The organism is Chryseobacterium shigense, assembly GCF_900156575.1.
In the GTDB taxonomy this organism is placed as follows: Bacteria; Bacteroidota; Bacteroidia; order Flavobacteriales; family Weeksellaceae; genus Chryseobacterium; species Chryseobacterium shigense.
In genome coordinates this window covers 349,570-362,690 of sequence record NZ_FTNY01000002.1, presented here as the reverse complement: position 1 = coordinate 362,690, position 13,121 = coordinate 349,570, and the positions used below count along the sequence as shown (strand labels likewise).

11 protein-coding genes and 1 pseudogene are annotated in these 13,121 nt (G+C 37.4%); 7 read left to right on the top strand and 5 right to left on the bottom strand.

What is annotated here, in order from left to right; all coding sequences use genetic code 11:
• Window positions 1-48 precede the first annotated feature (48 nt).
• From BW964_RS07075 to BW964_RS07065, 3 genes are all read left to right on the top strand, one after another.
• On the top strand, window positions 49-1,413 hold the full coding sequence (locus tag BW964_RS07075) for an ATP-binding protein (protein WP_076506008.1): 1,365 nt from the start codon (window positions 49-51) through the stop codon (window positions 1,411-1,413).
• Between the two features lie 127 nt (window positions 1,414-1,540).
• Complete coding sequence (locus BW964_RS07070) at window positions 1,541-2,647, top strand: NAD(P)/FAD-dependent oxidoreductase (RefSeq protein WP_076506006.1); 1,107 nt, start codon at window positions 1,541-1,543, stop codon at window positions 2,645-2,647.
• A 17-nt stretch (window positions 2,648-2,664) separates the two neighbouring features.
• Entirely contained in the window at window positions 2,665-3,159 is a 495-nt protein-coding gene (locus BW964_RS07065; RefSeq protein WP_076506005.1) for a hypothetical protein, read from the top strand.
• On the opposite strand, the gene BW964_RS07060 is transcribed toward BW964_RS07065, so the two are convergent.
• Entirely contained in the window at window positions 3,156-3,359 is a 204-nt protein-coding gene (locus tag BW964_RS07060; RefSeq protein WP_123912032.1) for a 6,7-dimethyl-8-ribityllumazine synthase, read from the bottom strand. The two genes, BW964_RS07065 and BW964_RS07060, sit on opposite strands and share 4 nt — an antisense overlap.
• Before the next feature lie 326 nt (window positions 3,360-3,685).
• Here BW964_RS07060 and prfB point away from each other — a divergent pair, with 326 nt between their 5' ends.
• The gene (prfB, locus tag BW964_RS07055; protein WP_076506002.1) at window positions 3,686-4,798 is read left to right on the top strand and encodes a peptide chain release factor 2; all 1,113 of its coding nucleotides are present in this window, start codon (window positions 3,686-3,688) and stop codon (window positions 4,796-4,798) included.
• Between the two features lie 87 nt (window positions 4,799-4,885).
• Window positions 4,886-5,581, top strand: a complete 696-nt coding sequence (locus BW964_RS07050; RefSeq protein WP_076506000.1) for a DedA family protein — start codon at window positions 4,886-4,888, stop codon at window positions 5,579-5,581.
• Window positions 5,582-5,624: 43 nt separating this feature from the next.
• Here BW964_RS07050 and BW964_RS07045 read toward each other — a convergent pair whose 3' ends face one another.
• The 3 genes and pseudogenes from BW964_RS07045 to BW964_RS07035 form a co-directional block, all read right to left on the bottom strand.
• Window positions 5,625-6,494 carry an alpha/beta hydrolase gene (locus BW964_RS07045; RefSeq protein WP_076505999.1) on the bottom strand — a complete coding sequence of 290 codons (870 nt, stop codon included), beginning with the start codon at window positions 6,492-6,494 and terminating at the stop codon, window positions 5,625-5,627.
• Between the two features lie 707 nt (window positions 6,495-7,201).
• Window positions 7,202-7,456: pseudogene (locus BW964_RS22925) on the bottom strand (thrombospondin type 3 repeat-containing protein); the annotation flags it as partial.
• Between the two features lie 162 nt (window positions 7,457-7,618).
• Window positions 7,619-9,010: a serine hydrolase domain-containing protein gene (locus tag BW964_RS07035; protein WP_165789223.1), complete on the bottom strand. Its 1,392-nt coding sequence runs from the start codon at window positions 9,008-9,010 to the stop codon at window positions 7,619-7,621.
• Between the two features lie 158 nt (window positions 9,011-9,168).
• Between BW964_RS07035 and BW964_RS07030 the strand changes: the two genes are divergently transcribed.
• Window positions 9,169-10,068 carry a DUF808 domain-containing protein gene (locus tag BW964_RS07030; RefSeq protein WP_076506699.1) on the top strand — a complete coding sequence of 300 codons (900 nt, stop codon included), beginning with the start codon at window positions 9,169-9,171 and terminating at the stop codon, window positions 10,066-10,068.
• A 177-nt stretch (window positions 10,069-10,245) separates the two neighbouring features.
• Window positions 10,246-11,823, top strand: coding sequence for a T9SS type A sorting domain-containing protein (locus BW964_RS07025; protein WP_076505996.1), 1,578 nt, complete (start codon window positions 10,246-10,248; stop codon window positions 11,821-11,823).
• A 100-nt stretch (window positions 11,824-11,923) separates the two neighbouring features.
• On the opposite strand, the gene dnaJ is transcribed toward BW964_RS07025, so the two are convergent.
• Window positions 11,924-13,045, bottom strand: a complete 1,122-nt coding sequence (gene dnaJ / locus BW964_RS07020) for a molecular chaperone DnaJ (protein WP_076505994.1) — start codon at window positions 13,043-13,045, stop codon at window positions 11,924-11,926.
• Between the last annotated feature and the right edge of the window lie 76 nt (window positions 13,046-13,121).

Here is a 13,121-nt window from a genome sequence, read left to right as displayed (position 1 = left end):
GATTTTTAAGATTAAAATATTAAATTTGATAGAATTAATCGGTAGTTTATGAAGTTAATTGAGTTAGCAAAAGAGCTTCATGTTTCGGCAGAAGCCATCAAACAGTTTATTCAGGATTTTGATCTTGAACTGGGAGTTTGTATCAGTACCAACTTTGAAGTGAAAGAAGATTTTGAAAAATTTGCCCGTGAAAACCTGGATTTCTTAAAATTATATGAAAAAGATCTTGACAAAAATAAAACCCTGGAACAGATCGCTGAAGTGATCAATCAACCTAAGGAAAAAGTAGAAGAGGTCATAAAAGAAGACAATCCCAATATTTTCGATAACGGATTTTTCCGTTCATCAATTTCAAGCTATGGAATTGATAATAAGCTCGGCGGCAATTATAAGTTCGTCTATGATTATTTCGGACATAAAACCAGCCTGCAACACCGTGATTTTATTGGCTACAGAGACCTTTTCTTTTATATATCATCGGTTTTAGAGCCATTCCTGAATCCGCAGCAGATTAAAGACTGGGGAATCCATAAACCAGCAGGAATCATTTTATACGGACCTCCGGGAAGCGGCAAAATTTTCTGGGCTACCAAAATTGCTGAGATTATCGGTTATCAGTTCAAAGAAGTAAAAAAACATTATCTGGGAACGTCGTTTATTGACGGAAATCAAACCAATTTTACTGATTTTCTGCTTACCATGATGAAAGAAAAAAAAGTTTTGCTTTTTATGGATGATTTCGATGAAATTATGATGGAAAGAAAAGCGGAAACGGACCTGGCTTCCTGCAATCTGGAAACCCAGGAACTGATCCTTCATTATATCGGGAAATTTGAAAAAGAAGAATTACTGATGGTAGGTTCTGCCAATACGGTCTCAGAGATCGACGAAGAAATTCTTGCTCCGGGAAGATTCGATGTCATGGTTCCCATATTCCCTCCCAATGCGGCGGAGCGTTCCGAAATTATTCTTTATGCAATGACCAGAGAACTTGTGGAAGATTCTCTTCTCTATAAAATCCTCAAAAAGAACAAAGCGGATAAAGTTCCGTTCTGGAATGATATTGCTTCCAGAATGAAGGCGTTCAGCAACACGATGCTGATTGATTTTACACAGAGTCTTAAAAAACGTCTTAAAAATCAGTATCAGAAAACCAAAAACGAAAATCTGAAGATTGATCAGAATCTCCTGAATGCAGCCTTAAGAGATGCAGGAGGAAAGCTTACCGAAGAATATCTCGACCAGGTGGCAAGATTCCTTGCAGATGCTATTATCAATAACTTTGACGATTTTAAATTAAGAATTCAGGCTCTCAAAAAAGAACTGGAAACCTATAAAGTCGTAGAAAAACCTGCAAGAGCAATCGGCTTTCATCATAATGGTGAAAAAGAAGACGATAGCGCACAGGGATGAGACGGGTACATGGTTTCGGGATTCAGGATTCAAAGCAAGTAGGAGGATTTTAGAATGTGAACTTTGTTATCAGTCCAGTATCTGAAATCTGTTATCTGACATCTAAATTCTTTACATTTAAGCAAAAATGAACAGCATCTGGGAGCTTCAAACCTTTTACAGAAAAAGAGACATCGTCATCATCGGTTCCGGTTTTTCGGGACTTTGGACTGCCGTATCCATTAAGGAAAAATATCCTGAAAAATCTGTTTTAATCATTGAAAGAAATACCATTCCTCTTGGAGCTTCCACACGGAATGCAGGATTTGCCTGTTTTGGAAGTCTTACGGAAGTGATGGCCGATTCTCAGAAAATGGGCTGGGAAAAGACATTGGAATTGGTTAAGATGAGGTTTGACGGGCTTCAGAAAATAAGGAGATATTTCAAAAATGATGAAATAGATTTTGAACGGAATGGAGGGTTTGAAATTTTGAATAATAATAAACCTTTACAGCAGTTGGATACGGTTAATGCAAAGTTGAAAACAATCACCGGGCTGGACAGCACCTATTTCCTGAATCAGAATAAAATCAAAGAATTTGGTCTCGGACAATCTGAATTTCTGATTGAAAACCCATGCGAGGGAAGTTTACATTCGGGCAAGCTTCTGCTTAAACTTCTGGAAAAATGTTATGAACTGAAAGTTGAGTTTCTTTTTGGTACAGAAGTAAAGGACATTGATGAAAAAATGAATGAAGCAGAGATTCATCTTTCAGAGACACTTTCATTAAAAGCTGACCAAATTATTTATTGTACCAATGCTTTCAGCTCGAAATTTCTGGAAAAGGAGGAAATCATTCCTGCACGGGGACAGATTCTTTTAACTGAACCCATTGAAGGCTTAAAGCTTAAAGGAACATTTCATTACGATGAGGGGTTTTATTATTTTAGAAATCTTGGGGATCGCGTTTTGCTGGGCGGCGGCCGGAATCAGGATTTTAAAACTGAGGAAACCACAGATTTTGAAACCACAGACTTTTTACAGGATCATTTGGAAAGTTTCCTGAAAAAAGTAATTTTGCCGGATCAGGAGTTTAAGATTTCCCTTCGATGGTCGGGTATTATGGCGATGGGCTCAGAAAAAACACCGATTGTCAAACGGCTTTCAGAAAGACAGTTCTGTGCCGTCAGGCTTTCAGGAATGGGCGTGGCGCTGGCTCCGAAAATAGGGGAGATGATGGCTGAGATGATTTAAATACAAAGTATGTAGAAATGAAATATTTACCTTTTGAACGTATTATTTACAGAACAAAATTGTCCGAACAGGAAATAATAACAAGACTTTCAGGTTTTGTTGAGCCAAAAAAATTTAGTTTTGGTAAAACATCAACAAAAGAATATGAAGGATCCATTAATGATAAGCGTTTTGAAATAAACAGAGTAATCAATTACAGAAATTCTTTTCTTCCGCAATTAACCGGTATCATTCAAAAGGACAACTACGGAACTCAAATAGAGGTTACAATGAAATTACATGTGTTTGTATTTGTTTTTTTAATATTTTGGTGTGGGTTCGTTATGTTTTTCTTAATCAGTTTAGGGGTCGTACAGCAAAAAATATCTGTATTTTTTTTGGTTCCCGTAGGAATGCTATTATTCGTCTATGCTTTAACAATGCTTGGTTTCAAAACTGAAAGTAAAAAATCAAAAGAATTCCTGATGAAAAGCTTTGAAGCTGAAATAATAGATGGAAAAATAAATAATTAATTATTTTCCCACCACTTCATAATACTATTGATTATTTGTTCTGAATTGAATTCATGCCTGTATAAACCATATCCCACACATAGTTCGGATTCTATAATTCTCCGTATCTTCTGCGGATCTGATCCTTTTTCTAATTGCTGAAGTACTTTTTCGGCAAGAAAGGCGCAGAAATCCTGATGCATTTCATAGATTATATTCATTGATATGATCAGTTTTTGCAATTGCAAGACATTGTTTTTACGTTCATTAATTAAAATATTCATCTGGTTACTATCCATTCAATTTATTTTTGGGTTACCTAAATATAAATTAAAATTGGAATTCAGTAAATATTTCAAACCCTAAAACATTAGATTGTATATGAGATAAAATTTTTGACTAAGAAATTAATAAGCACCCAAACCTATCAACTCTAAAAACTCTCTTACCCTTAAACCCGGATCCTGAAAATTCTTCCCACCTAAACTCTCAAACTCGAAACCAACTCACAAAAGAATTCCGTATTTTTGTATAAAATAACAAATTCGTGATCAACAACGACCAGATAAAAGAAGTTCAGTCCAGAATCAAAGACTTATATAAATACCTTCAGATCGAAAAAAAGAAGATCGAAATAGCAAACGATGATGAAAAAACAGCTGCTCCCGAATTTTGGGATAGTCCAAAAGAAGCAGAAGTTTTTCTGAAACAGCTCCGCTCTAAAAAAAGATGGGTAGAAGATTATGAAGAGATCAGTACCCAGTTTGAAGATTTGCAGGTACTGGCAGAATTTGCCAGAGAAGATCCGGACTCTGAAAAAGAATTGGATGAAACATTTCCAAAACTTGTAGAAAAAATAGAAGACCTTGAATTCAAAAACATGCTTTCCAATGAAGGAGACGAGCTTTCTGCCGTTCTTCAGATCACTGCCGGGGCAGGAGGTACGGAAAGTTGTGATTGGGCTTCCATGCTGATGAGGATGTATACCATGTGGGCTGAAAAACAAGGATATAAGATCCGCGAGCTAAATTATCAGGAAGGTGAAGTTGCCGGAGTGAAAACTGTTACCCTGGAGATTGACGGAGAATATGCTTTCGGATACCTGAAGGGCGAGAATGGTGTACACAGGCTGGTAAGGATTTCACCTTTTGACAGCAATGCGAAGCGTCATACCAGTTTTGTTTCTGTGTATGTGTATCCTTTGGTGGATGATACTATTGAAATCAACATCAATCCTGCTGATATTTCATTTGAAACCATGAGGTCATCCGGAGCAGGGGGACAAAACGTAAACAAGGTAGAGACAGCCGTACGTCTTCGTCACGCACCAACCGGAATCATCATTGAAAACTCCGAGTCCCGCTCCCAGCTTCAGAACAAGGAAAAAGCCATGCAGCTCCTTCGTTCAAGACTTTATGAAATGGAGCTTGAAGCACGTATGAAAGCAAGAACAGAGATTGAAGCCAATAAGATGAAAATAGAGTGGGGAAGCCAGATCAGAAACTACGTGATGCATCCGTATAAACTGGTGAAAGACGTTCGTTCTGCTCATGAAACATCAGACGTGGATTCTGTGATGAACGGAAATATCACGCCATTCCTAAAAGCCTTCCTGATGGCCGACGGTACCGCTGTTTCAGATGATGATATGGACTTGTAAAATATCATGCATCTATTTTAGTTAAAATCTTATAATTAATTTTTGTTTAAGACATTTTACGCTTACTTTTGTTGTCAATCGTTATATATGGAAGATTTCAATAGCTGGAGAGATTTACTGAATCCCGAGTTTTATATTAAAATGGGTGGATTCTGGCTTATTTTATTTATTGTTTTTGCTGAAACAGGTCTTTTTGTAGGGTTTTTCCTGCCTGGAGATTCATTACTGTTTGTATCGGGAATTTATGCTGTTGAAATCATCAAAGAGACTTTCGGCTCCACAGGGAGCGACTTCCTGGATACCACTATCCTTGCATCATGTGTAGCACTAGCTGCCATTATTGGAAATGAGATAGGTTACTACTTTGGAGTGAAAGCAGGCCCTGCCTTATACAAAAAGCAAGACACCATGCTGTTTAAGAAAAAATATCTTTATCAGGCTCATGACTTTTTTGAAAAACACGGGGCGCTGGCGATCATTATGGCTAGATTTTTACCTGTAGTGAGAACCTTTACTCCCATAGTTGCAGGGATTGTCAAAATGGACAAGAAAGAGTTCTTAAGAGATAATGTGATAGGAGCGATCTTGTGGTCATTTATCCTGATTTTTGCAGGACATTATCTAGATAAGCTTTTCCAGGAACAGTTTGGAATCAATTTAAAGGAGAAACTTGAGCTGATCATCATTATCATCGTTTTGGTGACAACACTTCCGGTGATTATCAAATTTGTTTTCGGGAAAAAAGAAGATCATTCTAAATACGAGAACAAAGATTTAGACTAATAAATAATTACAAAAACATATTGATAACCTGCTTTCCGGCAGGTTATTTTTTTATCCATTCCAGGATATTGGGATAGATGATGCTGTCTCTCTTTACTTTACTGAAAAACCTGGGAACATGGCCCGTTCTTTTCATAAAGATCAGTTTATGAGGTATATTTTGTCTTGTAAGTGCGGAATCCATGGACAAACCCTGATGCTGATTCACCAGAAAATCATTGTTTCCCTGAAACAGCAGGGTAGGAACATTGGATATATTAGCAATGGGGCTGGCTTCTTTAAAAGCTTCGGATAGATTTTTACGGTCGAATTTTGACCCTACTACCTTCTGGAAAGTAGGAGACGTATATTTGGAATAGAATGAGTTGAGGTATTCCTGGCTGTAAAAATCTGTAGGCCCGCTCAGTGAAATGATCTTTCTGACTTGTTCAGGGTGTCGGTAGCCGTATAGAAGAGCCAGATGCCCGCCTGCACTTTCACCTAAAAGAATGTAATTATTCGGTTGAAGTTCTGCTTTTTCAGCCAAAGAGTTAAATTTTTCAATGGCAAGGCCAATATCTTCCAATTGCTGCTTATAAGTAATGCTTTTTTGTTTGGAAACCAGCCTGTAATTCATATTAATACTTGGAATCTTATTTTTAAAGAGCATTTTCTGAACCTGAATCATATGTTCTTTTTTTCCAAGCGTCCAGGCACCGCCATGTACGATCAGAACAACAGGGGTATTTTCTGCATAGTCCAGTGGGAGGAAAACATCCATTTTCTGTCTTTTATGCTCTCCGTATTTCAAATTATAGATTTTCTGCTGCCCGCCTGTCCCTACCCAGACCCTAAATCTTGTATTGCAAGACTGCATCAGGAAGCTTAGAGATCCTACAATAAAAAAATGGTATCTGAGAACAAGCTTTTTCATAAGATAAATTTACGGAATATTATCTGCCTATATAAGGCCGGAAAAATGATTTTTATTCTTTTTCTGCCCGTTGTTTAATAAGAGTGCTCCTCCTTTTTTATAAACTTCCATTGTCCGGCAATGTATTCGAATGTATATGAATAATAGCCTTTGGGAACATTTCTGATTTCGACACTGACCCTATTCTTAGCCGCATAAAGCCCGAAGTTTACTTTTAACCGGGTATTGTAGGGATGAAATTCAGCTTTCTCCTTATTGCCACGATCATAATATACCATGATATTTCTGTTGAGTTCAAGAGTTTGCGGAAAGCTTTCTATAAAATCGTAATAGCCTCCCTGTCTGTAGTCATTCAAGAGATCAGTGCCGATCGGCAATTTTCCAAAATCATAAGTGGGGAAAAGGTTTTTCTTTAATTTTTTTGCAACATAATCAAACGTATCTTTTGTCCAGAAAAGCTGGTCAAGAAATAGACTTTTATTGAAACCTAAGGTAGATTTTGAGGCACAGTTGCTGATGTTATCATTAATAAAAGTATAGGTATGTATACTTACCGAGATATTGTTTTTAGGGAATAATTCTCTTGGAATATGGTCGAATATCACTGTTCTCAAGGCTTTAAACTTCTCTTTTTCCAGGATGTGTTTTTCTTTAAATTCTTTTAAAATTTCAGCTTCCTTTTTGAAAAATTCATCACAATTATTAGAAGGACATCCGTTGGCCTCCGGACCACCGGGGAGCGTAGGACAGGCATCATCCTTGTCCAGGATTCCGTCGCCGTCCGTATCAGGCCAGGGACAGCCGTTATTTTGAGCGTCGCCTTTTTCATGGGGACAGGCATCTTCTTTATCAATGACACCGTCCTCGTCATTATCCGGCCACGGACAGCCTGAAATTTCTGAAAAGCCACTTTCTTTCGGGCATTTGTCCAGATAGAAAATAACTCCGTCTTGATCTTCATCCGAAAGGCAGATCTTTTTAGAGTATTGTTTTTTACATTTTCTGAACACCTCTTTGTTTTTTATTTCCTGAGAATGTAAACAGAGCGCTGAAAATAGTAAGAGTATAAAATATTTTTTCACTTTTTTATCTTATCTGGTTGGAGACCATTTGTATGTTTCAGGTTATAGTTTCTCTGCCGTTTTTGAGGAAAGTCCTTTTTTGATGATGATAACATCTTTTTCACCCTTTTTGAAAATGAAAGAGATTTCTGTGTCATCATCAGACAGAAAGAATACATCCTCTTTTTCAGCCAGCATTCTTCTCATAGGATCATTATTATTCTGAATAAAAAGCTGCCCGTTTTCGTTTAAGATATGGATGACAGTATCTTCGGAAAGCTCATAATTGCCTGCATACTTTTTCATGACAGAACCATCCAGAGTGATCTCTTTCTTAGGTTTGGGAAGGTCATAGGGCTGGTCTAAAAGTGCCGCCAAAATAGTATTACCCGCTTTCTCCAGTTTCTTGCTCGTAATATTATTAAGAAGTATAATACAAATGTCATCATGAGGAAGCATCGCAAAATAACTTGTAGAACCTTCTATATTCCCTCCATGATTGATCAGTTTTTTTCCATAAAGATCATCAATGAACCAGCCATAACCGTATCCACTTAAATAAGGTGTGGTCGCTTTTTTGAATGATTCTTTAGAAACAATTCTGTAATCTCTGATGCCTTCATAATATTTGTACAAATCCTCCACAGTACTGTAAATTTGTCCCGCAGGTCCTGTTAATGCCGGATTCCAGATTTCTGTCTTTTCCTGTTTGGTTTCTGACAGATAAGAATAAGGAACGGTTTTGTAAGGACTTTTCAAGGCAGGATAATCAAATCCGGTCTGATTCATTTTCAATGGATTCAGGATAATTTTTCTTACAGCATCTTCATAGGAGAGACCTGTCATCTTTTCAATGATCATTCCCAGCAGAATATATCCCGAATTGGTATACGAAAATTGAGATCCCGGTGTAAAATCCAGAGGCTCATCTTTAAAAAATGAAATTTCTCTATTTTTCGTGATGGTTTCTCCGGTATGAAGCAGACGGAAATACTCTTTGTTTCTCAATGCCTCATAAATTCCCGAAGTGTGGGTAAGGAGATGTTCAACGGTAATTTCGCTTCCTCTAGGATAGTCTGGAATAAATTTGGAAACAGGATCTTTAACCGATAGTTTTCCTTCTTCACTTAGTTTTACAATGATCAGTGCCGTGAAAGATTTGGTTAAAGAAGCAATCTGGTAAATACTGCTGTTTTGATTTGGGAGCTTTTTTTCTGCATCCTGCCAGCCATAGGATTTTTCGAAGAATGTTTTGTGCTGGTAATGGACCAAAGCAGTTCCGTTGAATTTGCTGATAGATGCATACGCTTTTACAATGCTGTCTATTTCCTGCTTCTTTTTTTCCTGCTTTATCAGACTGATATCCGCCTTACTTTGGGCTTTTAATGCAGAGCAGTATGGAGTGAATAGAACAGTCAGACATCCTAAAAAAAGAGTATAATATGTATGTCGCATGGTATCTTGTTTAAAAAAGTTAAAAATAAGCAGAGTTTCGCTCAGATGAGCAGCCATGCACAGAAAATATTTAAAATTAATATTCAGAAACAAATAAAAATAGATTTTAATAATTATTTTTGCTGAACTTAACAAAGATTAAAAAAATATTAAAATATATGGCATCTGGTTTTTTTGCGATTTTGGATGATATTGCGGCGTTGATGGATGATGTGGCAGTTACGAGTAAAATAGCCACACAGAAAACAGCAGGCATTCTTGGAGATGATCTGGCGGTGAATGCAGAAAAAGCGACAGGCTTCATTTCCTCACGGGAAATTCCCGTTTTATGGGCTATTACAAAAGGCTCTTTCATCAATAAGCTGATCATTCTTCCTGTAGTATTCCTTCTCAACTGGCTCTATGCTCCGGCCATTAACTATGTGCTGATTCTGGGTGGATTATATCTGTCCTTTGAAGGGGTTGAAAAAATCATAGAATTTCTTTTTCACAAAGATAAAAAAGGTCATGAAGTGGTAGAAGAAATTGTTGAAGACGAAAAGAGTGATCAGGAAATAGAAAAAGCAAAAGTAAAATCGGCCATTACCACAGATTTTATTTTATCTGTAGAGATTGTTATTATTGCTTTAGGAACCGTTTTGGAAGAAAGTCACCCTTTCATTACCCAGATTTTGGTAACAAGTCTGGTTGCCTTTATCGCTACGGTGGGAGTGTACGGAATTGTTGCCCTGATTGTAAGGATGGATGATGCAGGATTCAAATTGATCAAAAAAAGTAATGACAAAGGCTTCTTTGGAAAGCTTGGGCACTTTTTGGTGAAAGCTTTGCCTGTTGTTATTAAAGCCTTGGGGGTTATAGGAACCATTGCTTTGATTATGGTAGCTGGCGGTATTTTTGCCCATAGAATAGAATTTTTTCACCATGTTTTACCTTCCTGGTCTTCTAATGAGTTGCTTACTATTTTAAAAGAAATTATTCTCGGACTTATCGGAGGTTTATTTGCTGTAGCGCTTTTTACGATGGGAAAAAAAACTTATTCACTTGTGGTTAAAAAGTAAATCTGAATAACATTGATAAAACAAAGCCGTATCACATCTGTGAATACGGTTTTTTTTATGCCTTTTCTAAACACTTTTTACATAGAAATTAACGAATTGTTCAATATTTCATTTTAGTAAAGATGATCGGAAAAGATTTTGGCAAAGGAAAAGTTATATTTGCAAAAAAAAATAAACATGACAAAAAAACTATTCTATGGAATCTTTTTACTCTCTTCATTATTTTCAAGTGCACAAACCTTGGATACTACTTTTGGTGTAAATGGCTTTAACTTCACTAATCCGTCAACAGTTTTGGACAAATCTGGTGATTTTCTCATCGAGCCGGATAACAGCATGGTTGTCCTTGGAAACGTTGGCCCCGGATCAAAAAGAGCGATTTATAAAGTCAACTCCAGTGGAAATCTGGATACATCATTTTGGACTGCAGGGGTGCAGATCACTCAGAACCAATCTGCCCATTATAAAGTCATTAAATTAATCTCGGGTAAATATTTAACGATCGGAAGTGTAGGCCATACGTACAATCAGAATTTTTTTATTGAAAGGTTTAATGCAGATGGTACTTTAGATGCAACTTTTGGAACTGGAGGCGGGCTTGCTGTCAATATGGGGTATCCGGCAGATGTAGAAACCATTGATGTCGCTTACAGTGCTGTAGAATTATCAGATGGAAAAATCATAGTGTGTGGTGGGGCAGAATATGGATATCCAAAAAGGAGAGCCTGCTTATTAAAATTGAATCAGGATGGTTCCGCAGACACCTCCTTTGGAACTAATGGACGACTTTATCTTGCTCTAAACACTGGCGTATCTCAGGAAAGAGTAAATGCCCTGAGTATTCTGGTAGCTAACAATAAGCTAATTATTGCCGGAATAGGAAGAATTACCGATACCACAGACAATGTAAACGGGCGCAGTGACGTGTATGTTGTAAGATTAAATATGAACGGTACCATTGATACAACTTTCGGAACCAATGGTAAATTGATTTTCAATTTTGGAAATCCTTTTGAGTTTGGAAATATAGTTCAGGATCCCAACGGAAATTTTTATATAGTAGGTTCTGCATTCAATAATGGTATCAGGGACTCCTGGGTGGCAAAAATAAATTCTGATGGCCAGTTTGTCAATAGTTTTGGAACCGCAGGTATTGTAAAACGAAAGGTGGTCAACATCCCGAATGTAACAAGTGAGGTACCGATCTCTATACTTTTAGGTGATAATGGGATCTATGTAGGAGGAACATTTTATTTTACAGGAAGTTATTTGGATTATGACTGGATGTTTTTGACCAAATTTAATTATGACGGAACTCCCGACCTTTCGTTTGGAACTAACGGATTATTCAGACTTCCAACTTCCAATTCTGTACGAAGATTATCAGCAATGAAATTTGACAGCAGTAGAAAAATCCTCATTTCAGGAGATTCTACTCATGATGACAGACAATTTGCCTTAGCCAGGATTACCATAAACAATGAATCTTTAAATATAGGCGAAGCGTCGAAAAAAGAAGAACTCTCATTCTATCCGAATCCTGTAACAGATTTCCTATTTATTAATGTAAATTCTGAAAGTACACCGGTAAATTTATCCCTGTATGGAATGGATGGAAAGCTGATTAAAAACCTGGAATCCATCAGACAAGGAGATAAACTGAAGATTGACCTTCGAAACTGTGTATCCGGAACGTATTTGATTCACATGAAATATAATAAAAAAGATCAGACTCTGAAGATTATAAAAAAGTAAATCTAAAATAAAAACAAGTTTCAATACTTTTGAAACCTGCTTTCACTGTTTGACTTGAATCATAAAAAAAAGAGGCTTTCTAAAAGCCTCTTTTTATATTTTAATTGAATAAGTCTTTCACTTTATCAAAAAAAGTTTTTTCCTTTCCGGAAGGTTCTGCTACCATATCTCCGCTTGACATCTGTTTTTCAAAGAAATCTTTCTGTTCTTTATTCAGTTTCTGCGGTGTCCAGACATTAATGTGAATGAACATGTCTCCTTTTCCATAGCTGTCGATGCTTGGGAGTCCCTTTCCGGCTAGTCTAAGGATCTTTCCGGACTGAGTCCCCGGATCAACGGTAATTTTTACTTTACCGCCTACTGTAGGGATTTCTTTTTTAGTTCCTAATGCAGCTTCAGCATAAGAAATATATAATTCCTGGTGAAGATTGTCACCTTCTCTCTTGATTGTCTTATCTACTTCCTCCTCAATGATGACCAATAAGTCTCCCGGAATTCCTCCAAACGGAGCATCATTCCCTTTTCCTCTTACATTAAGCTGGATACCGTCTCTTGCACCTGCCGGAATATTGATTGAGATTTCTTCTTCATCTTTGATCAATCCCTGAGCATTGGCTCCTGCAGGAATTTTATCGGCAACTTTTCCGATTCCCTGGCAAGATCCACAGGTAGTCTGTGTTTGCATTTGCCCGAACATCGTATTCATGACCTTCATCTGAACACCGGAACCATTACAGGTAGGGCAGACTTTGGAAGTGGCACCATCGGCCATCTTCATTTTTTTAACTTTGATGGTTTTTTGCGTTCCGTTCACCATTTCTTCAAGGTTCAGTTTGATTCTGATCCTAAGATTAGAACCCTTTACCTGCTGGCGTCCGCCGCCACCACCAAAACCACCGAAGCCTCCTCCGCCTCCGAAAATATCTCCAAACTGACTGAAAATATCTTCCATATTCATCCCTCCACCGAAGCCTCCGCCTCCGAAACCACCGTTACCACTCATTCCGGCATGGCCAAACTGGTCGTATCTCGCACGTTTCTGATCGTCGCTCAGCACTTCATAAGCCTCTGCAGCTTCCTTAAATTTTTCCTCAGCCTCTTTATCTCCCGGATTTTTATCAGGGTGAAATTTGATGGCCATTTTTCGGTATGATTTCTTTATCTCCTCGGCCGATGCAGATTTACTGATCTCAAGAACTTCGTAATAATCTCTTTTTGACATATTCTTATAATTGATTATTGATAAATGATAATTGATGCCTATTGCTTATGGTTTGAAAACCCGCTGTCAATCAATT

Bases quoted from the DNA above. Each gene is read 5' to 3' on its own strand.
- BW964_RS07075 (WP_076506008.1), top strand. From the start codon at position 49: ATGAAGTTAATTGAGTTAGCAAAAGAGCTTCATGTTTCGGCAGAAGCC.
- BW964_RS07030 (WP_076506699.1), top strand. From the start codon at position 9,169: ATGGCATCTGGTTTTTTTGCGATTTTGGATGATATTGCGGCGTTGATG.
- BW964_RS07025 (WP_076505996.1), top strand. From the start codon at position 10,246: ATGACAAAAAAACTATTCTATGGAATCTTTTTACTCTCTTCATTATTT.
- BW964_RS07050 (WP_076506000.1), top strand. From the start codon at position 4,886: ATGGAAGATTTCAATAGCTGGAGAGATTTACTGAATCCCGAGTTTTAT.
- BW964_RS07060 (WP_123912032.1), bottom strand. From the start codon at position 3,359: ATGAATATAATCTATGAAATGCATCAGGATTTCTGCGCCTTTCTTGCC.
- BW964_RS07035 (WP_165789223.1), bottom strand. From the start codon at position 9,010: ATGCGACATACATATTATACTCTTTTTTTAGGATGTCTGACTGTTCTA.
- BW964_RS07065 (WP_076506005.1), top strand. From the start codon at position 2,665: ATGAAATATTTACCTTTTGAACGTATTATTTACAGAACAAAATTGTCC.
- BW964_RS07045 (WP_076505999.1), bottom strand. From the start codon at position 6,494: ATGAAAAAGCTTGTTCTCAGATACCATTTTTTTATTGTAGGATCTCTA.
- dnaJ (WP_076505994.1), bottom strand. From the start codon at position 13,045: ATGTCAAAAAGAGATTATTACGAAGTTCTTGAGATCAGTAAATCTGCA.
- BW964_RS07070 (WP_076506006.1), top strand. From the start codon at position 1,541: ATGAACAGCATCTGGGAGCTTCAAACCTTTTACAGAAAAAGAGACATC.